At 74.1% G+C, this 23,125-nt stretch carries 11 protein-coding genes and 1 pseudogene; 10 read left to right on the top strand and 2 right to left on the bottom strand.

Going from position 1 to position 23,125, the window contains the following annotated elements:
* Nucleotides 1-10 precede the first annotated feature (10 nt).
* A complete protein-coding gene (locus tag ACFTZC_RS29380) occupies nucleotides 11-973 on the bottom strand; it encodes a MaoC/PaaZ C-terminal domain-containing protein (RefSeq protein ID WP_382894766.1) in 963 nt (320 codons plus the stop codon).
* A gap of 256 nt (nucleotides 974-1,229) precedes the next feature.
* Nucleotides 1,230-3,053 (bottom strand): annotated as a pseudogene (locus ACFTZC_RS29375) (amino acid adenylation domain-containing protein); the annotation flags it as partial.
* Nucleotides 3,054-3,442: 389 nt separating this feature from the next.
* Between ACFTZC_RS29375 and ACFTZC_RS29370 the strand changes: the two are divergent.
* From ACFTZC_RS29370 to ACFTZC_RS29325, 10 genes are all read left to right on the top strand, one after another.
* On the top strand, nucleotides 3,443-8,224 hold the full coding sequence (locus tag ACFTZC_RS29370) for an amino acid adenylation domain-containing protein (RefSeq protein WP_382894764.1): 4,782 nt from the start codon (nucleotides 3,443-3,445) through the stop codon (nucleotides 8,222-8,224).
* A gap of 2 nt (nucleotides 8,225-8,226) precedes the next feature.
* Nucleotides 8,227-9,036, top strand: a complete 810-nt coding sequence (locus ACFTZC_RS29365; protein ID WP_382894763.1) for a class I SAM-dependent methyltransferase — start codon at nucleotides 8,227-8,229, stop codon at nucleotides 9,034-9,036.
* A 63-nt stretch (nucleotides 9,037-9,099) separates the two neighbouring features.
* Nucleotides 9,100-9,744: a phosphopantetheine-binding protein gene (locus tag ACFTZC_RS29360; protein ID WP_382894761.1), complete on the top strand. Its 645-nt coding sequence runs from the start codon at nucleotides 9,100-9,102 to the stop codon at nucleotides 9,742-9,744.
* Nucleotides 9,728-10,579: a hypothetical protein gene (locus tag ACFTZC_RS29355; RefSeq protein WP_382894760.1), complete on the top strand. Its 852-nt coding sequence runs from the start codon at nucleotides 9,728-9,730 to the stop codon at nucleotides 10,577-10,579. The genes ACFTZC_RS29360 and ACFTZC_RS29355 overlap by 17 nt, the downstream gene beginning before the upstream one ends.
* 172 nt (nucleotides 10,580-10,751) lie before the next feature.
* The gene (locus ACFTZC_RS29350; protein WP_365809918.1) at nucleotides 10,752-10,958 is read left to right on the top strand and encodes a helix-turn-helix transcriptional regulator; all 207 of its coding nucleotides are present in this window, start codon (nucleotides 10,752-10,754) and stop codon (nucleotides 10,956-10,958) included.
* A gap of 40 nt (nucleotides 10,959-10,998) precedes the next feature.
* Nucleotides 10,999-16,539: an amino acid adenylation domain-containing protein gene (locus ACFTZC_RS29345; protein ID WP_382894757.1), complete on the top strand. Its 5,541-nt coding sequence runs from the start codon at nucleotides 10,999-11,001 to the stop codon at nucleotides 16,537-16,539.
* Between the two features lie 100 nt (nucleotides 16,540-16,639).
* Nucleotides 16,640-18,466 carry a hypothetical protein gene (locus ACFTZC_RS29340; RefSeq protein ID WP_382894756.1) on the top strand — a complete coding sequence of 609 codons (1,827 nt, stop codon included), beginning with the start codon at nucleotides 16,640-16,642 and terminating at the stop codon, nucleotides 18,464-18,466.
* A 158-nt stretch (nucleotides 18,467-18,624) separates the two neighbouring features.
* On the top strand, nucleotides 18,625-19,428 hold the full coding sequence (locus ACFTZC_RS29335; RefSeq protein ID WP_382894755.1) for a phytanoyl-CoA dioxygenase family protein: 804 nt from the start codon (nucleotides 18,625-18,627) through the stop codon (nucleotides 19,426-19,428).
* A 21-nt stretch (nucleotides 19,429-19,449) separates the two neighbouring features.
* Nucleotides 19,450-22,875, top strand: a complete 3,426-nt coding sequence (locus ACFTZC_RS29330; protein WP_382894754.1) for an amino acid adenylation domain-containing protein — start codon at nucleotides 19,450-19,452, stop codon at nucleotides 22,873-22,875.
* Between the two features lie 14 nt (nucleotides 22,876-22,889).
* Nucleotides 22,890-23,123: an MbtH family protein gene (locus ACFTZC_RS29325; RefSeq protein WP_382894753.1), complete on the top strand. Its 234-nt coding sequence runs from the start codon at nucleotides 22,890-22,892 to the stop codon at nucleotides 23,121-23,123.
* Nucleotides 23,124-23,125: the final 2 nt, after the last annotated feature.

Here is a 23,125-nt window from a genome sequence, read left to right as displayed (position 1 = left end):
CCGGGAGGGGTCAGAGAAGGCGAGTGGGGCGTTCCGGGTCGTCGTCCACGCGGGCGGAGGCCCATCCGAGCGCGGTGCGGGTTCTGTCGGCCTTGTCCACCCAGACCTCCAGATCGAGCCGGTCGCCCGTGACACCGACGACAGCGCCGCCGGTGGTGAGTTCGTCGCCGACGAAGGCCGGTGAGACGAAACGGAGATCGAGTTCGCCCGAGGTGAAGAACGTCTTGCCGAACACATCGACGAGGTTGCTGATGACGAAGCCGGCCTGCTGCTGGGCCTGGACGATCGTACGGTCCAGTCCGGAGGCGGCGGCCTTTTCCACGTCGGTGTGTACGTTGGCGTAACCGTGTCCCGCCCAGGAGAAGACCGACATCTGGTCCTGGGTGAAGACCGTCGTCCGCCGCGGCAGGGCGGCGCGCGCGGGAGCGTCGAGGCGGGCACGGCCGAGGACGGGGAGGGCGGTGTCCACCGTGCCGAGCACCGTGCGGGTCCGCGTTTCGCCCGCCGTCCGGTTCCGGCCGGTGACCTCACCGGCGACCGTCCGCATGATCTCCTTGCCGACGTGCCGTACGAGCAGCCGGCCGTCGGCGCCGCGGGCCTCCGCCTCCAGGACGACATAGCCCTGGCCGCGGCGTTCGTACTTCTCCGTGTAGCCGCCCTCGATCGTGACCGTCTCACCGACCGCGACCGGGGAGTGGAACGTCAGGTGCTCGTGCGTGTGCAGGCCCTGGGCGGTGTTGCCGTCGTAGTTCTCGTAGAAGAGGAAGAGCAGGTCGTTGGCGAGCACGAGCGGGTGTCCCACCGCGCCGCCGAACGGGGAGTCCTCGAAGTACCAGGACCCGAAGTCGTCCTCACTGTAGGCGTGGTCCAGCACCTTGCGCCGGTCCACCGTGACGGTGACCGGGCCCATCGGCTCGGGAATCTCGACCAGCTCGTAGCGAGCTTCTTTCAAGGGCGATGTACGCGACTTCATTGTCACCTCCGCGTCGGAGCTTTGCGAAGAAAAATTAGTCTAGACGACTAGTCCTTACGGTAGGTTTGCGGAATCGGCCTTGTCAACACTTCTCCGCCGACGCGTGTGAGGAGGTGCGCCTGCCCACGCGTGCGCGCGGAAACACACCGCACGCCCGCCGGGTGTCGGCGGGCGTGCGGTGTGTGTGGTGTACGTGGTGTGTGTGCGGTGCGCGGTGTGCGGGGACGTGCGTCAGCCCCGCCGTGTGGGTGTTGTGTCAGCCCGTTGCGGGAAAGAGGCGTGCGGCCAGTTCGGCGACGGTCGGCGCCTCGAAGAAGACCCTCACGTCCTCGATCGGCGTGCCCAGCGCGGTGTGGATGCCCGCGGCGTAACGGACGGCGAGCAGGGAGTTCCCGCCGAGGTGGAAGAAGTTGTCGTCGATGGTCAGGCCGTCGGCACCCAGGATTTCGGCGGCCAGCGCGCACAGCGCGCGTTCCTCGGGTGTGCGCGGCTCCCGGCCGGCGCGGGCCGGGGCGGGGCTCCCGGGCGCCGGCAGGGCGCGGCGGTCCAGCTTGCCGTTGGGGGTGAGCGGCAGCGCGTCCAGGGTGACGAACGCCGCGGGCACCATGTGGTCGGGCAGCCGGGCCGCCAGCGCGTCCCGCAGGAGGGCGGTGTCGGGCCCGTCGCGCCGGGCGGTCGGGGGGCCGGGGGTCACGTACGCGACCAGGCGGGGGTCGCCCGGCCGGTCCTCGCGCAGGACGACGACCGCCTGGCCGACCTCCGGACGCGCGGTCAGCGCCGCCTCGATCTCGGCGGGCTCGATACGGAAGCCGCGCACCTTCACCTGGTGGTCGGCGCGCCCGTGGAAGAGGAGATACCCGTCCCCGTGCCAGGCCGCGAGGTCGCCGGTGCGGTACATGCGGGTGCCCGGCGGTCCGAAGGGGTCCGGGACGAAGCTCTCCGCCGTCAGCCCCGGCCTGCCGAGGTAGCCGTGGGCGAGCTGGACACCCGCCAGGTACAGCTCGCCGATGCCGCCCGGGTCGACCGGGCGCAGCGCCCCGTCGAGGACGTAGGCGCCGGTGTTCCAGACCGGTCTGCCGATCGGGACCGTGACGGAGGCGGTGCCGCTGCCCGGGAGGCAGTGCCAGGCGGTGACGTCGACGGTCGCCTCGGTGGGGCCGTAGAGGTTGTGGAGGTCGGCGCCGAGGGTGCGGAGGCAGGGCTCCACGAGGTCGGCCGGGAGTGCCTCACCGCTGCAGAACACCCGGCGCAGGGTGTCGCAGCCGGACGCGCCCGGCGCCTGGAGGAAGTACCGCAGCATGGACGGTACGAAGTGGACGGTGGTCACCCGCTCGGCGCGGATGAGCCGGGCGAGGTGGCCCGGGTCCTTGTGTCCGCCGGGCCGGACGACGACCAGTGTGGCGCCGGTGATCAGGGGCCAGAAGAACTCCCAGACCGACACGTCGAAGCCGGCGGGGGTCTTCTGCAGGACGCGGTCGTCGGCCTCCAGCCGGTAGGTGTCCTGCATCCACAGCAGGCGGTTGACGACGGCGCGGTGCGGGACCACGACGCCTTTGGGGTGGCCGGTGGATCCCGAGGTGTAGATGACGTAGGCGGGATCGTCGGGGGCGGGCGGCGCTCCACGGCCCGGCGCGGTGGGCGAGGACGCGGGGAGGGCCGCCAACGACGCGGTGGTGTGCGGGTCGTCCAGGACGACGGCGCCGTCGGGCACGTCCAGGGCCTCGGCGCCCGGTGTCGTGGTGAGCACCGCGCGGGGTGCGCAGTCGCGCAGCAGGCGGCGGACCCGGTCGCGGGGGTGGTCGGGGTCGACCGGTACGTACGCCGCTCCGCTCTTGAGCACGGCGAGCAGCGCGACCACCAGGTCCGCGGAGCGCGGCACCGCCACCGCGACCCGGTCGCCGGGGCGGACGCCGCGCGCCATCAGGAGGTGCGCGAGGCGGTTGGCGTCGGCGTCGAGCCGGTCGTAGCGGGTCCCGCTCCCCTCGAAGACCAGGGCGGTGCGGCCGGGGGTGGTCGCGGCCTGGGCCTCGAACAGTTCGGGGAGTGTGACCGGGGGGAGCCAGCGGGGGGAGCCGTGCCACGGAACGCGGGCGGTGGCCGGTACGGCGGATGACGGTGACAACTCTCGGCGCTCCCAACGGGGCAGGACACCGCGTGCGCGCCGGCGGGGAGTTCCCCCGCGCGTTCGGCAGGACGGTGCGTCGCAGATGTGGTGGGAGGGCGGAGCCGCGATGTGCCGAAGCTGCCACAGGGGTGGGGGGCTGTCAACGGGGCGTCGTACCGGAAGGAACTAGATCGATGGCGCCCAAACCTGTCAAGTCACAGGTTCTGGTGAATGGTGTGCGCAGCGGCCTTCGGTCAATCTGTCTAGCGGAGTGGCGAGAGCTTTGCGTAGTAATCCTCGAACAACGAAAAGCCGTGATGAATAACCGCATGTGACCAACCGTCGGATGATGTGAGGAGACCGCAGTGGTCGGTTCGGGGGCATGGGCGTCCGTGTGCGAGGCGTTCACCGCACGGCGCGCGGCACATCCCGACGCCGTGGCCGTCACCGGTGCCTACGGTGATCTGTCCTTTGAGCGGCTGGGCACGATGGCGGACTCCGTCGCGGCCTCGGTGCGCGCGCTCGGCACCCCCGCCGAGCGCGCGGAGCTGCCCGTGGGCTATCTGGGGGCGCGCCGCCCGCACTTCCTGGCCACGGTGCTGGGGGTGCTCGGCAGCGGTGCGGCGTATGTGCCCCTGGACCCGTCGTGGCCGCCGGCCCGTATCGCGGAGGTCGCCGAAGTGGCGGGCCTGCGGCATGTGTTCGTCGACGCGGAGCACACCGCCCTCGCCCGCGACGCCGGGCTGTCGGTGGTGCTCCCGGTGGAGGAGGCGTCGGCGCCGGAGCGCCGGGCGCCGGTGGCGCGGTGGGCCGGGACGGGCACGGACCTCGCCTATCTGGTGTTCACCTCGGGCTCGACCGGCGTGCCGAAGGGCGTACTGACCGAGCACGCCGCGCTGGCCAACACCTGTGCCCGGATGGCCGACCGCTGGGAGCTCACCCCGGCGGACCGGGTGCTGCAGTTCACCCAGCTCGGCGTGGACATCACACTGGAAGAGGCGTTCAGCGCGTGGACGGCGGGGGCCGCGCTCGTCCTGATGGATCCCGCGACCGCCGGCGACCTCGTGCGTTTCACCGCGTTCCTGGCGGAATTCCAGGTCAGCGCCCTCGATCTGCCGACCTCCTTCTGGACCGCGTGGCTGTCGGCGGTCGAGGCGGGGGACGTGCCGCCGCCTCCCGGATGCGTCCGGGTGGTCGCGGTCGGCAGTGAGGAGGTCGCCGCCGACGACATCGCCCGGTGGGGTGCTGTCTCGGGGCCGGGGTGCCGCACGTTCAACATGTACGGATCGACCGAGCAGGCCATCACCTCCGTCGTGGACGGGCCTCTGGCACCGGGTGACCCGGTGGGCAGCGGTGTGATCGGCCGGCCGCTGTCCGGTGTCCGCGCCTATGTGCTCGACGCGCGGCTGCGTCCGCAGCCGCCGGGCGTGCCGGGAGAGCTGTACGTCGGCGGACTGGCCACCGCCCGCGGCTATGTGGGACAGCCTGCGCGCACGGCGGAACGGTTTCTGCCCGACCCGTTCGCGGATCGCCCGGGCGCGCGGATGTACGCGACCGGGGACCGCGCGGTGGCCCTCACCGACGGCGGTTTCCGCTTCGCCGGGCGCATCGACACCCGCCTGAAGATCAGGGGCTTCACGGTGCAGCCGCGTGAGGTCGAGGGCGTGCTGGCCGAGGTGGCCGGGGTCGAGAAGGTCGCGGTGACCACGGAGCCGGGGCCGGACGGCAGGGACCTGCTGGTCGCCGAGGTGGTCGGCACGGCGGCCGCCGGGGCGGCGGAGCGGCTCGTCGGGGCACTCAGCGGGCGGGCGGCGGAGCGGCTGCCGGGCTATGCCTGCCCGCAGCGGTACGTGGTGCACTCCCACGGCGGTGGCACGCCGCGCACGCTCGGCGCGTCGGCCCGCCCGCCGAGGAGCGCGGGCACCGCCGGAGCCGCCGGGGATCTTCCGGGCGACGAGGCCGCCGGGGCCGCCGAGGATCTTCCGGGGGCCGGGCAGGCGCGTCGCGCGGCGGTGGCGGCGGTCACCGGCGCCTGGCGGGAACTGCTGGGCGACCAGGAGATCAGGGCCGGGGACAGCTTCCTCGACCTCGGCGGCAACTCCCTGCTCGCCCTTCAGCTGCTGACCCGGTTGCGCGGACGGTACGGCGTGGCCGTCGATGTCGCCCGGTTCTTCGAGGAGCCCACGGTCACGGCTCTCGCGGCGGCCCTCGTCGCGGCGGGCGCGATGACGGAGGAGAGCGGGCGCGACGACATGAGCGCTCCGCCCCGGCTGCCGCGCACGGTGCGGGACGAGGGGCCGTGCTGGTCCGGCCAGGAGCGGATGTGGTTCCTCCAGCGCCTGCTGCCCGAGTCCGCCGCCTACCACATCCCGCTCGCCTTCGAGGTCACGGGCGGGGTCAGCGTGCCCGCGCTGCGCACCGCGCTGCGGGCGGTGGCGGCGCGGCACGAGCCGCTGCGTACGGCCGTCCGGCTCGACGGCGCCCGGCTGAGCCAGGTCGTGGTCGCACCGGACATCCCCGTGGAGACGGCCGCCGTCCCGCACACCGTCCGGGAGGAACTGGAGTCGGCGGACGGTGTGCTGGCCGCGTTCGTCGCGCGCCCGTTCGACCTCCGGGCGGGCCGGGTGCTGCGCGCGACGGTGGTCGAGTGCGCCGACGGGCGCGCCCTCCTCGCCTTCGCCGTCCACCACGTGGCGTTCGACGAGTGGTCGGCGGGGCTCTTCCTCGACGAAGTGAGCGAGGCGTACGCCTCGGCCCTGCGCGGCGCGCCGTTCGCGCCGCGCCCGCTCGGCGCCCGCTATCTGGATTTCTGCGGCCGGCAGGCGGACCCGGCGTTCCGGCGGCGCGTGACGGAGCGGCTCGGATTCTGGCGGGAGTATCTGGAGGGGCTGCCCGAACTGGCCCTCCCCGCCGACCTGCTTCCGCCGGAGCAGCCCACCCGCGCGGGTGACGAGCGGCGCTTCACCGTGCCGCGCCGTCAGGCCGCCGCCCTCGCGGCCCTCGCCCGGCGCGAGGGGGCCACCCGCTACCACACCCTCCTCACGCTCTTCTCCGTACTGCTGGCGCGCTACAGCGGAACGTACGACCTGGCGGTCGGCGTGCCCGCCGCCAACCGTGACGCGGAGGAGCTGGAGGAGCTGATCGGGTTCTTCGTCAACACCCTTCCGGTGCGGGCGCGGCTGGCGGACAATCCCACCTTCGCCGAGGCCGTGCGCCGCGTCAGCAGGAGCACGCTGGCCGCACAGGCCGCCGGACACGTCCCGGTGGACGAGATCGCCCGCGCCGTCGGCAGGCACGGGTCCGCGACCCGGAACCCGATGTTCCAGACGCTGTTCGTGATGGACGAGGAGCAGCGGGGCTCGCTGCGGCTGGCCGGTGCGGAGGTCCGGCCCGCGCACGTGCCCGTACGGTCCTCCGCGCTCGATCTCACACTGGCCGTCGGCGACGGCGACGACGGAACGCTGAGCGGGCGGCTGTGGTACTGCGCCGAGGTGTTCGGCCCGGGGACCGCGGAGCGCATGGTGGCGAGCTTCCTGACCCTGGTGGACCAGGTCGTCGCCGACCCGGATCTGCGGGTGCGGGACATGGACGCCGCGCGCCCGGCGGACCGGTCGCTGGCCACGGCCGGCGCCCCGGACCCCGGGCCCGAGGAACGGGCGCCGCTGGCTGCCCGGTTCGAGGCCGCCGCCCGGCGGTGGCCGGAGCGCACGGCACTCGTCGCGGACGGCCGGGGCGTGACGTACGGCGCGCTGTCCGCGCTCGTCGAGGAGGTCCGCGCCCGGCTGCGCGACGCGGGGCCGATGGCGGCCTTCGTCCCGCTGGTGCTCCCGGAGGGGCCCGCGCTGGTCGCCGCGATGCTCGCGGTGAACAGCCTGGGACGGGCCTTCGTGCCCGTCGACCCGCGCTGGCCGCGGCGGCGCGTCGCGGACGTCGTCACGCGTACGGGCAACCCGTTCGCCGTCGTGGCCGAGGGAGCGCAGGCCACGGCACTGCCGTCCGGCACCCGGCCGCTGGCCGTCGGGGACCGGTCGCGGCCGGGCCCGCGTGAGCCGTACGGGACGGCGGACGCCGCGCCGTACGCGGCGGACGCGCCCGGTGACGAGCGGCGCGCGATGTACGCGGTGTGCACGACGGGGCCGGCCGACCCGCCCGACCTGGCCGTCGTCGCGCACCGGGCGTTCGCCCGCCACACCGCGTGGGCCGTACGGTACTTCGGCACGGACGCGCCGACGGTCCTGCACGCGACACCGACCGCCCGCGCGCACGGCGTGTGGGAGCTGCTGTGGCCGCTCGCGCACGGTGGTACCGCGGTCCTGCCCGGCCCCGGCGCGCGGACCGATCCGAGGGCGCTGGCGGCGGCGCTGGTCCGGGACGGCGCGAACACGCTCTTCCTCCTGCCGAGCACGCTGGCCGAACTGATCGGCGAGGTGTCGGCCGAGCCCGGCCTCGCGGAGGCCCTCGCGGGACTGCGGACGGTGATCACCACCGGTGAGGCCCCCCGGGAGCAGGCGGCACGCCGCTTCGCCGCACTGGCTCCGTCCGCGCGCCTGTACCACCTGCACACGGACCCCGGAGGGGGCCTGGCCGCGCTGGTCAGGACGTTGTCCGACGACCCGGAGGAGAGCCGCGGACTGGTCGTCGGCGACGGTTCGGCCGTCGTGGTCGACGACCGGCGCCGGGCGGTGCCCCACGGCGTTCTCGGCGAACTCTGCCTGACCGCCGACGCCGCCGACGACGACGGGGCCGGGACCGAGGCCGGGACCGGGGCCGGCGGTGTGACGAGCGCCGCCCTCGTCCGACGGCGTCTCGTGGAGAGCCGTCATCCGGAACTGCCGGCCGGCGCCCGTCTGGTGCGGACGGGTGAGCTGGCGCGGATGCGGCCGTCCGGCGGCATCGAGCTGTGCGGTACGGCCGACGACCTGGCCACGCTCCGAGGCGTCCGGGTGCGGCTCGACCTGATCGCCGCCCACCTCGCCGGCCATCCGGGCGTACGGTCCGCCACCGTGGCCGCGACACCGCCCGACGCCCCCCGGCCACAGCGGACGGCCGCGCTCCTGGGCGCCGCACCGCCCGCACTGGCCGCGGCCGCGCTGCGCGCGGTGACCGGGGCGGACACCCTCCCGACCACCCCGCCGACCGGAAGGTGACCATGCTGCGCCGCTACAAGGACTTCGCCGTGGATCTCGACATCCGGCGGGACGCCTTCATCGACGCGCCGCGCGCGGAACAGCGGCGCTGGGTGATCCACCGCGCCGTCGACGAACTGGCCGAGCAGCTGCGCCATCTCGACGTCATCGCGCCGGACTTCATCGGCGGCACCACGCGTGGCGAGATCCACGCGAACTGGCACGAGAGCGCGGCCGACTACCACGCCGACCAGCTCATCATCGAGGGCCAGCAGGTGATGCAGGACTGGGAGGAACGGCTCATGCACCGCATGGCGGAGCGTGTGACCGCCTCCCACGGCGACATCCTGGAGATCGGGTTCGGCCTCGGGCTGTCGGCGACCTTCATCGAGGAACAGGGGGTGCGTTCGCACACCATCGTGGAGTACAACGACGGTGTGCTCGACAAGGCCCGGCAGTGGGCGGCCGGGCGCCCCGGATCCGACATCGAGCTGCTGCGGGGGCACTGGCAGGCCGCGTTGCCGGGCCTCGGCGACTTCGACGGCATCCTGTGGGACGCCTTCCCCACCAGCGAGGCCGAGTTCGACCAGTACGTGCTGCGGGACAGCACGGTGGCGGAGGCGTTCTTCTGCGAGGCCGCCGCCCATCTGCGCTCCGGTGGGGTCTTCACGTACTACACCAATGAGCGGGACTCGCTGAGCCGCCGTCATCAGCGCGGCCTGCTGCGGTACTTCTCCTCGTTCGCGGTGGAGGTCGTGGACGATCTGCGGCCTCCGCCGGACTGTCAGTACTGGTGGACGGACCGGATGACCGTCGTGACCGCGACCCGCTGAGCAGTGACACCGCGGTGACACCGACAGTGACGTCGGCAGTGGCAGCAGCAGAAAGGAACTGGAGTGTCCTTCCCCGGAATCGCCGGCCTCTCCCCTTCCCAGCTCGTCGCGCTGGAGGACCTCCTCACGGCGGGCGGCACCGCGCCGCGGGAGACCACCGGCCCCGAGCTGACCGTCTATTACGTGCCCGAGCCCGGGTCGCCGCCCGACGAGGCGGAACTGCGCGCCCACACCGCGCGGATACTTCCGGACGAGAGCGTGTGTCTGCGCTTCGTACCGGTCATGGAGCCGCCGTCACCGTCGCCGTCGCCGTCGGAGGGCGCGGTCCCGGCGGACACCGGCGAGCGGCCGTACGACGCCGCCGCGCCCGTGCAGGCCGCACCCGCGCAGGCCGCCGCCGCTCCCGCGGGCGATCTCCAGCACTGGCTGGCCGCGATCTGGGCCGACGTGCTCGACACACCCGTGCCGCCGGTGGACGCGGACTTCTTCACGCTGGGCGGGAGTTCGCTGCGCGCCGTGCGGGTCCTCGCCCGGGTCCAGGCCGTCCTGGACATCGAGCTGCCGGTGGCGACCCTGTTCGGCCACCGCACCGTGGCCGCGCTCGCGGACGCCGTCGAGGCGCGCGCCGCGGAGGTGCCCCACTTCGCCGAGATCGTGGCCGTGGCCGCCGAGGTGTACGGGGAGGGGACGGATGCCGGGCAGCCATGACACCGGGCCCGCCTGGTCCCCGCTCGTCGCCGGTGCCGACGGGGATGTGGTGCTGGCGGTGGACTTCGCCGCGACGGGGCGGCGCGAGGCGACGTTCGCCGAACTCGCCGGCCTGCTGCCGGGCTCGTTCGACGTGCGGCAGGCGGTCCCCCCGCCCGACGTGCCCGACACGGGAGCGGAGGACGACCGGGCGCGGCACTACCTGCACCGATGGGCCGGCCAGGTGGCGTACGGGCCCGCCGCCCGCCCGGTGCGCGCGGTGCTCGGCTACTGCGCGGGGTGCGTGTTCGCCTCGCGTCTGGCGGACATCGTGGAACGCCGGCAGGGCGAGCGCCCGGTGCTGCTGCTCTTCGACCCGGAAGTGCCCGGCGTGCCCAACCTCGACCGGGACATCCGGAGGGCGGTGGGCGGGATGGACGGGGTGAGCGAGGAGGAGCGCGCCGAACTGCTGCGCGGAATCGGCCGGATCCGCGACGCGGCGGGCGACGATTTCGACAAGGCGGCGGAGGCGTTCGTCGCCCTGTACCGCGAGGCGTACGCGACCGCCCTCGCGCGGATGGGGGTCGGCGGTGACTTCGCCGAACAGCTCACCAGGCTGTTCCGCTCCTATGCCGGATACCTTTCGGCGGCGCGGCACCTCGGGCCGGGGCCCGGCTGGGCGTCGGCGACCTCACTGCTCTCCGTGGGCGCCACCGGTGGGCGCACCGGCGGGCGCACCGGTCGGGAAATCCGCTTCCCGGTAAGTCAGGAAGATCTTCTGCGTGACCCCGGAGTGGCCCGGACCGCTTTCGAACTGATATCACCACCGGAAATGACAGATGACCACCAACCATAACCCGATAGGAAAGTCAAGAGGTCCTAAAATGGCGAGCGCGAGTCACGTGCCCTATATTTGACATCCGTCGAGGGTTGACCGAACTCGATTTACCGATGAGCAACAGGGGGAATGTGCGTTGCACAAGCCGGCGAGTAAATCCGAAAATAGGGTATGCGCAAATGCCCTGAACGTGTCACCCAGGGAACTCCAGGTCGTGAAGTACGTCGCCCGGGGATTTACATACAGTCAGATCGCCACCAGGCTGGGGATCAGCGTACATACCGTCAATACATACATCCGGAGAGTACGTCAGAAATGCGAAGTGGAAACGCATGCGGATATCGTCCGTCTCGGGATTTCACTCACGAATGACATGGGCGGCTCCGCCGCCGCATGAAGCGCGGCCGGGCGAATAAACGGGGAAGGGTGGCGCGCGTATGCCCGAGAGTGGTGAATCCAGGAGTGTCGCAGGGCTTGCCGACGCGGTCCGCCGGTACGCGGAGTCGGCACCCGACGCGATCGCGGTGACCTATCCGGCGGAGGGGCCCACGCTCACCTACCGCGAGCTGGACCGGCGGGCCGCGCGGCTCGCCGCCCACCTCGCGGAGCGGGGCGTGCGGCCCGGGGACCACGTCGTCCTCTGTCTGCCACCGGGCCCGCACCTGGTGGTGGCCTTCCTGGCGGTCGTCCGCGCCGGGGCCGCCTACGTGCCGCTGGATCCCGGCCACCCGGCCGAGCGGCGGCGGCTGATCGCACGCGACTGCGCGGCGCGGGCCGTCGTCACCCTGTCCCGGTTCGCCGACGCCCACGCGGGCACGGGCCCGGCCGTGATCGCCGTCGACACCGCGGCCGAGCACATCGCGCGCGGCGACAGCGCGTTCGCGCCGGTGCCCGTGAGGCCCGAGGCGACCGCGTACGTGTGCTACACGTCCGGGACGACCGGCACGCCCAAGGGCGTCGTGGTCCCGCACCGCGCCGTGCTCGACCTGGTGGCCTCCACGGACTACGTCCGCATCACGGCGGACGACAATGTCGCGCAGGCGGCGAACCCCGCCTTCGACGCCATCACCTTCGAGATCTGGGCCACGCTGTGCGCCGGCGCCACGGTCGTCGGGCTGGAGAAGGACGTCGTCCTGGACCCGGTCGCCTTCGAGGCCGCGGTGCGCGACCACGGGGTGACCGTGCTCTTCCTGACCACCGCGCTCTTCCAGCAGATCGCGAACGAACGGCCGTCGGCCTTCGCCCCGCTGCGCACCCTTCTCTTCGGCGGCGAGGTGTGCGATCCCCGTACGGTACGGCGGGTGCTGGCCGCCGCTCCCCCGGCCCGGCTGCTGAACGTCTACGGGCCGACGGAGGCCACCACCTTCGCCACCTGGCACGAGATCGGCGAACACGACGACACCACCCGGCCCATCCCCATCGGCGGGGCCATCGGTGCCACCGTCACCCGCGTCCTGGACGGCCACGGCTCCCCGGTGGGGCCGGGCGGCACCGGGGAGCTGTACCTCGGCGGCCCCTGTCTCGCCCTGGGCTATCTGGGCCAGGACGCCCTGACCGCGGAACGCTTCGTGCCCGACCCGGCCGGCGAAGCCGGTGGCAGCGGCAGTGCCGGCAGGCTCTACCGCACGGGAGACCGGGTCACGGTGCGCGCGGACGGCGCCCTCGTCTTCCAGGACCGCGTGGACCACCAGGTGAAACTGCGCGGCTTCCGCATCGAACCGGGCGAGATCGAGGCGGTGCTCGCACGGCATCCGAGCGTCGCCCAGGCCACCGTGGTCCCGCGCCGGACGCCCACCGGCGACAAGAGCCTCGCCGCGTACGTCGTGCCCTCCATGTCGGGGACCGCGGACGCCGACGCGCTGACCGCCGAGTGGCACGAGATCTACGAGACGCTCTACAGCGAACCGGACGCGGCGGACTTCGGCGAGAACTTCGTCGGCTGGAACAGCAGTTACGACAGCGCGCCCATCCCCCGCCACGAGATGCGCGAGTGGCGTGACGCCACCGTGGCGCGCATCCGCGAACTGGACACCCGACGCGTCCTGGAGATAGGGGTCGGCACCGGACTCCTCCTCGCGCGACTGGCGCCCGGCGCCGACGAGTACTGGGCGACCGATTTCTCCGGGACCGTACTCGACGCGCTCCGGCTCTGGCTGCGCGAACGGCCCGGGCTGCGGGACAAGGTGACCCTGCGCCACCAGGCGGCCCATGTCACCGAGGGGCTGCCACATGGCCACTTCACCACCGTCGTGCTCAACTCGGTCGTCCAGTACTTCCCGGACGCCGGCTACCTGCGCGCCGTGATCGAGGGCGTGCTGCCGCTGCTGGCACCCGGCGGCTCCGTGTTCCTCGGCGACCTGCGCAACGCCGCGCTGCAGCACCCCCTGCAGACCGGGGTGACCCTGGCCCGTGGCGACACGGCGCGGGACGCCGAAGCCGTGCGCCGCGAGATCCACGAACGCGTCACCGTGGAGACCGAGTTGCTGCTCGACCCCGGTTTCTTCGGCATCCTGGCGCGCGACCTGACCGGCATCCGGTCCACGGACGTCCGCGTCAAGCGCGGCCACTGCCACAACGAACTGACGCGCTACCGCTTCGACGCGGTGCTGGGCACCGCCGAGCCCGCCGCCGATCTGCGGGAGGCGCCCCGGGCCGACTGGGGTACGGACATCGCCGACGCGGAGGAACTGGCCCTCCATCTGAAGGAACACCGGCCGGCCCGGCTCCGTGTCACCGGCGTGCCCGACGCGCGCACCGCGGGGGAACGGGCGGCCATGGCCACGCTCGACGCGGGCGCGGGAGCCGCCGAGGCCCTGGCGGCCCTGGCAGCACCCACCGGCGCCGGGGCCGGAGGGGCCGCGGACCCGGAGGAGCTGTGCGCGCTGGCCGAGCGCCTGGGATACCGCGCCCTGGCGACCTGGTCGGGTGCGCCGGGTACCGACGGCGCGCGGACCGGCTCGCTGGACGTGGTGCTGCTCGACCCCAGGCGTCTTCCGCCGGGCCCGCTGACGTCCGTGTTCCTCACCCCGGAGGACGACCCCCGCGCGCCGGGCGACTGCGCCAACACCCCGGCCGCCTTCGACCGTACCGTCGACCCTGCTCTCGTACTCCGCAGGTACCTGCGGGAACACCTCCCCGACTACATGGTCCCCGCCACCATCACGACGCTGGCCGCCCTCCCGCTCACCGCCAACGGCAAGGTGGACCGCCACGCGCTGCCCGAGCCCGTACGCCGCGAGTCCGCACCCGGACTGCCACCCGCGACCCCCCTCGAAGAGACCCTGTGCGGCCTCTTCGCCGACACCCTCGGCACGCCCGGGCGCGACCTTCACGCCGACTCCGGCTTCTTCCTGTCCGGCGGCCACTCCCTCGCCGGCGCGCGGCTCCTCTCCCGGCTGCGGACCACCCTCGGGCTCGACCCCGGCGGGCGCGCGCTGTACGAGGCGCCCACCCCGGCCGCGCTCGCCGCGCTCCTCGGCGCGAAGTCCGGCCGGGCTTCCCGCCCCGACGGCGCGCGGATGCGCACGGCGTCACCGCCCCGGCCGGAGCACGGCACCCGGCCGGACGGGGACGTCTGCCGGTTGCTGCCGCTGCGGCTGACGGGCCCTCTGGACGCGGAGGCCCTGCGGACCGCGCTGCGGGATGTGGCACGGCGCCACGAGATGCTCCGCGCCACCTTCACCGCCGACGGGCCGGGCGGCGGCGGTGCGCGTACGACCGGCGCCGCCGACGCGGTCCGCGTCGACCTGCCCGTCGTCCGCGCACCGTCCGGGACCCGCGTCGCCGACGTGCTGCGCGCGGCGGGCCGGTCACTGCCCGATCCGTACGGCACCACCCCTCCGTGGCGGGCCGAGCTGCACGCGATGGGCCCCGACGACCATCTGCTCCTGGTCCGGCTGCACCCGTGGCTGGCCGACACCTGGTCACTGGCGCCGCTCGGCGCCGACCTGCTGGAGGCGTACCGCTCCCGGGTGAACGAACACGCGCCGCGCTGGGAGCCGTTGCCCCCGCTCGGGCCGGAGACCGGGAAGCGTCCCGCGGCGGCGGACGCGGTACGGCCCACTCCCCTGCCCGCCGCCGGAGGCCGGCCGGACGGCGACGTGCCGGGGCACGGTGTCCACCACGCCCGTATCCGCGCCGACCTGCACGGCAGGCTCGCCGCGTACGCCGCCGAGCACGGCACCACCCTGTCCACGCTGCTGCACGCGGCGGTCGCCGCGCTCCTCACCCGGCACGGCGCCGACGGCCCGGTCGTCACCACGGCCCCCGTCGCACGCCCCGGCGGCCCGGCCACCCGCCGGACGGTGGCACCGCTGACGACCGCGCGCGCCCTGCGGGTCGACGCCTCGGACGACCCGTCGTTCGGCGTGCTCGTCCGGCGGACCCACGAGGCGGTGGTACGGGCATGCCTGCGGCCGGACGCGGAGCCCGCCCTGCCGGGGGGCGTCGCCCTCGCCCTGTGGCGGCCGGCCGTCCCGCCCGCCGAGGCCGCGGGGGTGGAGGCGGCGGCCGAGCCGCCGCCCGCTCCGTGCGACGGGGCCGACCTGAGCCTGGTGCTGACGGAGGAGCAGAGCCACACCGGTGCCCGCGAGGGCATCGGCGTCACGGCCTTCTTCCGGGGCGCGGCGGTGGCCGGGGAGACCGCGGCCGGCCTCGTCGACGCGTGGATCACCCTTCTCGACTCGGCCATGGACGACCCCGAACGGCCCGTCGGCCGCCTCGATCTGATCACCCCGGCGGCTCTGGAGCGGGCGCAGAGGCAGTGGAACGGCGAGGAGCGGCCCCTGGAACCGGGCACGGCGGGGCGCCTGCTGGAGGCGGCGATCCGCGAGACCCCCGGCACACCGGCGCTGGTGCGCGCCGACGCCACGGGGTCGGCCGGGACGGTGGCCACCTACGCGGAACTGGCGCGCCAGGCTGACGAAGCCCTTGCCGTTGCCGCCGCCATCGCCACCGGCGCCGGGCCTGCCGGGCGGGACACCGGTCCCGGTGGGCCGCCGTCCGTGTTCGCCTCCCCGATCGACCGGGTGGCCGCCCTGGTGGCCGCCGGCCGGGCCGAGGAGGGCCTGGCCTTCCGCGCCGAGGCGGGGGCGGTCGCGGGCGACTGCCGGATCGGCGCGCGGCGGGTGGCCGCGGCGGCGGCGTACCGCCGGCGGACCCTGCCGGGCGCGCGGGCCGCCTGGCTGGCCGAGGGCACGTACGGCTCCACCGCGGGGGCGGTGGACCTCCTCGCGGCGCTCGCCGCGGGCAACACCGTGCTCGTCCCCCGCCCGCGCGCGCTCGGGGATCCGCCGGGGCTCGCCGCCTGGCTGACGGAGACCGGGGCGCAGGACGCGATGGCCGGGCAGGACACCGCGCTCCGGCTCTGCCAGGCGCTCACCGCGCGCGGCGAGCGCCCCGAGGCGCTGCGCTCCCTCACCGTGACCGGCGACGCGTACGACGCCGATCCCGAGCTGGTCCGCGCCGCCCGGGCCCTCGGGCTGCGCCTCGTCCACCGCGGCGGCCCGGAGGAGGCGCGCCTGGTACGGGTCCACGGCGCCGACGGGGAGGTGCGGGTCGCGCCGGACCACCATGTGTACGTGCTGGACGCCGCGCTGCGGCCGGTGGCGCCGGGCGGCACCGGCGCGCTCTGTGTCGCGGGCGCGGGCGTGGCCTCCGGTTATCCGGAGCTGCCGGGTGAGAGCGCGGAGCGGTTCCTCCCCGACCCCTATCGGCGGCCCGGCGCCCGGATGTGGCGCGCGGCCCGCGCCGCGCGGCGGTGCCCGGACGGCCGGGTGGAGATACTCGCCGAACCTTGGCCCGAGGACCCGTACGAGGACGAGTACGCCACCTTCCGGGTGGTGGCGAACGGGGCGGGGCGGCACGCGGTGTGGCCCAGCGGCCCGCCCGTGCCGGCCGGCTGGCGCGAGGTGCACGCCGAGGATCTGCGCGAACTGTGCCGCGAGTACGTCATCGAGCACGCCACGGACGACGCCTGACACCCGCCCCCGGCGCTCCCGCCACGCTTGCCGCCGCGCCGGGACGGCGCGGCGGCAAGCGCCGGGCCTTTCCGAGACCCTTCAGGAATCGAGGCATCCCATGAGTTCTGCCGAGGCGGTCTTCCTGCCCTGCGCGTCGCCGGCCGAGTACCGGGCGGCGGTGACACGGTTCGCGGACTCCGTCACGTCACCCGTGCCGGTGTGGACCGGGACGCGGGACGACCTGCTGGACGGCGTGGCGCTCGCCGAGGACGTCTACGCGGCGCGCCGCGCGGTCCGGCCGTGCGCGACCGGTGTCGTCCTCGGCGACGCCCTCCCCGAGCCCGTCCTGCGCGCGGCCCGTCCGCTCGCCCGGAGCTGGGTGACCGACGTGGCCGACCTCCCCGGGTCCGGCTCGGTGCTGGTCGTCGGCGCGTACCCGCAGCTGACCGCCGAGAGGCTGCGGCCCCTGGTCGACGCCACGCACCGCTCGTCGCGGAACCTCTTCCTGCTCACGGGACGTGACGCGCACAGTGTGAGCTGGATGATCGCCAAGCAGTTCGCCGCACCGGACGCCCGGGGTCCGGTCGGGATGTTCTCCGCGCTGGACGCGGCGTCGCCCGTGCCCGGCGTGGAGTGGTTCGGCGCCGACGACATACGCCACCGCGACGTCCAGGGGCTCGCCCTGAACCGGGTCTGGCGCCGTCTGCTCTTCCACGGCAACGGCACGGAGGACCAGTTGCACCTGGGCGAGTTCACGGTGTGCGGCCTCAGCCCGGCCGGGGACCGAGCGCCGGGCCGGCAGGGACCGAAGTGCGCCTTCGGGCTCGGATGCGTCAAGCCGGAGGACAAGCTGGTGCCGGCGCGCGCGGTGCGGGCGGCCGAACTCGTCCTCGCCAACTGCTTCAGCGGCCCGCTCGCCGGCCACGGGGCGTACGACCCGAAGTACCTCGGCCTGCTGGCGGCCGTGGACGGAACGGCCCAGACCGTCGTGGCCACCCTCTTCGCGTGCGACGCGCAGCGCCCGGAGCTCCTCGCCTGGCTGGGAGCACCCGGCAAGGGCAGCGCCGCACGGGCGCTCAACGACCGGCTCGCCGACATCAACCCCTACCCCGCCTTCGTCCAGGTGGGGCTCCAGGCGCCCGCCGCCGACGAGCCGCAGGAGCCCGGCGGGGACGGCGGCGAGGGCCGCGCCGCCGCGCGCTCGTACCTGCGTGACGTGGGGGGACGGCTGTCGGGTCTGCTCGACAGCGGGCTGATGGCAGGGGACCACCCGCTGCGTCCCCGTCTGCGCCCCCTCGCGGAGACCGTGCTGCGCGACACGGTGCGTACGGTCACCGGTTCCGCCCCGGAGCGGGAGGCGGCCCTCGCCTCGGTCGCGAAGGAGGTGACCTCACTCGACCTGGCGCTGGCACAGCGGTTCGCCAAGCACCGCGACGACCCGGTGTTCGACTTCTCGACGTACTTCGGGGAACGCAGCGAGGCGGCGGAGCGGACCGTCCTCGACGCGGCGTGCGCGTGCGGCGGCCCGCTGGACGGCTATCTGCACCGGGGGGTGGTGCCCCAGGTGCCGGACACGGTGCGCGGGGTCTGCGCGCGGTGCGGCGACGTGTACAACGCGCTGGCCGGGGCCCCGCTGCTGCGCGTCGTGGCCCCGCTCGGCGGCGCGCCCGGGACGAGCGTGACGGTGCGGGTCGAGGCCGTCGGGCGGCGCGCGGGGACGGTGAACCTGGGCATCGTGCCGTCGCCGACCATCCGCGTACGGGTACGGCCGACGCTGCGGCGCGTGGATGTGTCGGCGGGGCAGCCCGCGCGGGCGGAGTTCACGGTCGAGATCGAACCGGACGCCGTACCCCAGTTGTACTGTCTGCTGCCCTTCGCGGTGCAGGACCTGGGAATCGCGGTGAGCCGCGTCTACTTCACCGTCGCGCCGGACGAGCGGGAGTGATACGCGGGTCCCGCCCCGCTCCGGAAGGCATTTCGCCCTCATCCGAATTCCCCGGCGGTGTCAAGTCCCGATTTTCCGTGACTCAACAGCCCGTCGGCGTCCTTGAAATCCTGCGAAGGCACGAGAGACCTCCGAGCAGAGAGGCAGGCTTTCCGTTGTTGACCGAGGAACAGGTGGAGCGGTACGAGGAGGACGGTTACCTTCTGCTGCCCCGGTACGTGGACCGCGCGGAACTCGACGTGCTGCGGGGAGAACTCCCGGTGGTCTTCGACGAGGACTCGCCCCAGCGGGTGCTGGAGGAGGGCAGCGGCGTCGTGCGCGGGGTGCACGGCGTCCATGAGACCAACTCCGTCTTCCGCACGCTGGTACGGCTTCCCCGACTGGTCGAGCCCGCACGTCAGTTGCTGGGCAGTGATGTCCATGTGTTCCAGTTCAAAATCAACGCGAAGCTCGCTCTCGTGGGCGAGGTGTGGGAATGGCATCAGGATTACCGGTTCTGGCGTGACGAGGACGGAATGCCGACCGACCGGGCGCTGAGCGCGGCGATACTGATGGACGATGTGGACGAGTTCAACGGCCCTTTGATGTTCGTCCCCGGATCGCACCGGGACGGGCTGTGCTCCGTCGACGCGCGCGACGCGGACTGGACCCAGACCCTCACGTCGAAGCTGAAGTACTCGCTGCGCGTGGAGGCGCTGGCGTCCGCCGCCAAACAACGGGGCATCGTGGCGCCCAAGGCCCCGGCGGGCTCCGTGCTGCTGTTCCACAGCAGCATCCTGCACGGCTCCGGGCCCAACATGTCCCCGGACAACAGGACGATGGTGCTGATCAGTTACAACAGTGTGGAGAACCGGCTGCGCGAGGTGCCCGACCCGCGCCCCGAGTTCCTCGCGAGCCGCACCCCCGACCCGGTCCTGACCGTTGGCGACGACGCGCTCGTCGCCGGATTCCCGCGCGTCTAGCGGCTGGAGAGGACGGCCGCCATGAGTGTGGACAGTCGCGAGGAACGGATCGCCGCCCTGCTCGCCCAGCGGGGTCTCCCCCGGCCCGGCGGGGACGGCGCGGCGCCGCGCAGTGACCGGAGCCGTGGCCCGCTCTCCCGGGGGCAGCGGCGGATGTGGCTGGCGCAGACGATGCGCCCGGAGAGCTCCGCGTACAACGTCGCGTCGGCCTGGCGGATCGAGGGCGATCTGGACGAGCCCGCGCTCGTACGCGCCCTGGAGCGGCTGTGCCTGCGGCACGCGGCGCTGCGGACCGTCTTCCGCACGGCGGGGGAAACCGCAGGGGAAGAGGTCGAGCAGATCGTGCTCGACGCCCCGCCCGCGGTGGAGACCGTGGAACTCGTCGTCTCGGACCCGGGTCACCATGACGACAGTGCGGCTCTCGCGGCGGCGCTGGCGGAGCGGGCCGGCACACCGTTCGACCTGGCACAGGCGCCCCCGGTGCGGCTGACGCTCTACCGGCACCCCGGACGCCGCTGGACGCTCGGCATGGTGGTGCACCACATCCTCGTCGACGACTGGTCGATGGGGATCCTCCTGACCGATCTGGCCGCGCTCTACCGGTCCGTCGTGGCCGGCGGCGACGAGACGGGCGGCGATCCCGGCCCCTCGTACCTGGAGTGGGCGGAGCGGGAGGGCGAGCGGCGGGAGGTGACGGAGGCCCAGGTGCGTTACTGGGCCGAGCGGTTGCGGGACGCTCCCCGCCGGATGGACCTGCCGGTCTCCGGTCCGCCCGGGGACGCCCCGGCGGCCCATGTCCGCGTCCCCGCCCGCCCCGCCGCGCTCGGCGCGCTGCTGGAGCTCGGCCGCGCGGCGGGCTGTTCCGCGTTCACGGTGCTGCTCACGGTGTGGGCTGCCCTGCTGCACCGGGTCACCGGGGAGCGGGACATGGTGGTCGGGACCCCGGCCACACTGCGCGACCGGCCCGAGACCCACCGGACGGTCGGTTTCTTCCTCAACACATTCGCGCTGCGGCTCGCGGTGCCGCCCCGCGCCTCCTTCCGGCGGTTGCTGTCGGACACCTCCGACGCCCTCGTGGGGGCCCACGCCCAGGGCGCCGCTCCCTACGACGCGGTCGTCGAGGCGGTGGACCCGCCCCGGCAGGACGTCCGTCACCCCCTGTTCCAGGTGTGGTTCGCCGCCGAGGGCGAAGGCGTGGACGCCCTGGAGCTGGCGGGCGTCACCTGCCGGGAGATCGCGGCCGGGGGCGGCGACGCCAAGTTCGACTTGGCGCTGTTCGCCACCGGCACCGGCACCGGCAGCGGCACCGGCAGCGGCGCCGAGAACGGGGACGGTGGCACGCGGCTGACCCTTGAGTACGACGCGTCGATGTTCGACCGGGACGCGATGGAGCGGATGGCCGGCCGGCTGGCCCGCCTCGCCGACGCCCTCGCCGCCTCCCCCGACACCCCGGTCGGCGACCACGACCTGCTCGACGCCGCCGAACGCGACCTCGTCCTGCGCCACTGGAACGACACGGGGACCGCGCCCTCCCCCGTACCGCTCGTACACCGGTGGTTCGAGCGGCGGGCGGCGTCGGAGCCCGGCCGTACGGCACTGGAGCAGGACGGCCGGCGCGTGACCTACGGCGAACTCGACCGCCTGGCCGAGGCGGTGGCCCACGCGCTGCGCGAGGCGTCCGTGCGGCCGGGTGACTTCGTGGCCGTGGCGGTGCGGCGCTCCCCCGCCATGGTCGCCGCGGTCCTGGGGGTGCTGAAGGCGGGCGCCGCGTACGTCCCCCTCGATCTCGACCATCCGGCGGAACGCCTCGCCATGATCCTTGAGGACACGGCCGCCCCCGTGGTGCTCGTCGACGCGCACACCCGCGCCGCGCTGCCGCCGACCACGGGGCGCCTCCTGGACGTCGCCGAGGCCGCCGGGCGGGCACCCACCACCCCCGGCCCGGCGCCCGTGATCCCGGCGGACGCGGTGGCGTACGTGACGTACACCTCGGGCTCCACCGGCCGTCCCAAAGGCATCTGCATGCCGCACCGGGCGGTGAGCAACCTCGTCGGCTGGCAGCTGGAGCGCTACGCTCCGGTGCCGCCGGGGCAGCGGACCCTCCAGTTCGCCTCGCTCAGCTTCGACGTCTCGTTCCAGGAGATCTTCTCCACCTTCGCGGGCGGCGGGACGCTCGTCCTCATCTCGGAGGACCAGCGGCGCGACGTCCACGGCCTGGCGGAGCTGCTCACCGCGCTCCGCGTGGAGCGGCTCTTCATCCCCGCGGCGGCGCTCCAGCAGATGGCCGAGGGGCACCGGGCGGGCGGCGGGCTCCCGGCCGGCCTGCGGACGGTGATCTCCGGATCGGAACAGCTCGTCGTCACGGACGACCTCCGCCAGCTGTTCGCCGGCCTGCCGGACGGACGGCTGCACAACGAGTACGGGCCTTCGGAGACCCATGTCACCACGGCGCACACCCTCGCGCGCGATCCGGCCGGCTGGCCCGCCTGGGCGCCGATCGGACGGCCCGTCACCGCGTCCCGGGTGTATCTCCTGGACGCGTGGGGACGCCCGGTGCCCGTCGGCGTCACCGGAGAGCTGTGCGTCGGCGGCGCCGGCCTGGCCCACGGCTACCTCGGCATGCCCGCCGCCACCGCCGCCGCCTTCGTGCCCGACCCGTTCTCCGGCGAACCGGGCGCCCGCCTGTACCGGACCGGCGACCAGGCGCGGTACCGGCCCGACGGCACGCTCGAATTCCTCGGCCGCGCCGACGACCAGGTGAAGATCCGCGGCTATCGCGTGGAACTCGGCGAGGTGCGGACGGTGCTGGAGGAACATCCGGAGGTGGGCACCGCCTTCGTCCGGGTGTGGGGCGAGCGCTCCGCCGACCGGCGGCTCGTGGCGTACGCGACCCCGGCGCCCGGGACGGACCCGGACGAGGAGGGGCTGCGGGAGCATCTGCGGGCACGGCTGCCCGCGTACATGGTGCCCGCCGCGTACGTCCTGCTGGAGAAGTTCCCGCTGACGGTCAACGGCAAGGTCGACCAACGGAGGCTGCCGGAGCCGCGCTTCGGCTCGGCCCGGCGGAACGGCGGGGAGCGCGTCGAGCCCTGCGGCGAGCGGGAGCGGCGCACCGCCCGGCGGTTCGCGGCCGTCCTCTCCACCGAGGCGGTGGGGCGCGACGAGGACTTCTTCCGGCTGGGCGGCAGCTCCCTGCTGGTGGCACGGCTGCTGACGCAGATCCGGGAGGAGTTCTCGGTCACCGTCCCTTTCACGGACTTCTTCGGCGACCCCACCGTCGCGGGCCTCGCCGGGCTCGTGGCCCGGGCCGAGGCAGAGGCCGAGGAGGGCACCGCGCCGGACGATCCGGGCACCGCGGAGGACGGCGCGGGTCCCGCGCGGCTGGACATGCTGCTCGACGAACTGCTGGGCCCCGCCGGTGAGCCCGGCGCGGAACGGCGCGAGTGAGGAGGAACGGCTCCATGGAGAAGACGGACACCGACGAGGGCGTGGAGAACGCCTGCTTCGTGGTGGTCAACGACGAGGAACAGTACTCGGTCTGGTCGGCCGGCCGGCCCGTTCCCGACGGCTGGCGGACCGTGGGAGAGGCGAGGGACAAGGCGGCCTGCCTGGCCTACATCGAGGAGCACTGGACCGACCTGCGCCCGAAGTCGGTACGCGACGCCCTGGCATCGAGCGGAGGAGACCATGCCTGAGA

This window comes from Streptomyces sp. NPDC056987 (genome assembly GCF_042673865.1).
Taxonomy (GTDB): domain Bacteria; phylum Actinomycetota; class Actinomycetes; order Streptomycetales; family Streptomycetaceae; genus Streptomyces.
The sequence above is the reverse complement of the archived record's forward strand: the minus strand, read 5'-3'. Positions and strand labels throughout refer to the sequence as shown.

What these genes read in the sequence shown, in the direction of transcription:
- ACFTZC_RS29380 (WP_382894766.1), bottom strand. Translation starts at nt 973, where the DNA reads ATGAAGTCGCGTACATCGCCCTTGAAAGAAGCTCGCTACGAGCTGGTC.
- ACFTZC_RS29365 (WP_382894763.1), top strand. Translation starts at nt 8,227, where the DNA reads ATGCTGCGCCGCTACAAGGACTTCGCCGTGGATCTCGACATCCGGCGG.
- ACFTZC_RS29355 (WP_382894760.1), top strand. Translation starts at nt 9,728, where the DNA reads ATGCCGGGCAGCCATGACACCGGGCCCGCCTGGTCCCCGCTCGTCGCC.
- ACFTZC_RS29345 (WP_382894757.1), top strand. Translation starts at nt 10,999, where the DNA reads ATGCCCGAGAGTGGTGAATCCAGGAGTGTCGCAGGGCTTGCCGACGCG.
- ACFTZC_RS29340 (WP_382894756.1), top strand. Translation starts at nt 16,640, where the DNA reads ATGAGTTCTGCCGAGGCGGTCTTCCTGCCCTGCGCGTCGCCGGCCGAG.
- ACFTZC_RS29330 (WP_382894754.1), top strand. Translation starts at nt 19,450, where the DNA reads ATGAGTGTGGACAGTCGCGAGGAACGGATCGCCGCCCTGCTCGCCCAG.
- ACFTZC_RS29325 (WP_382894753.1), top strand. Translation starts at nt 22,890, where the DNA reads ATGGAGAAGACGGACACCGACGAGGGCGTGGAGAACGCCTGCTTCGTG.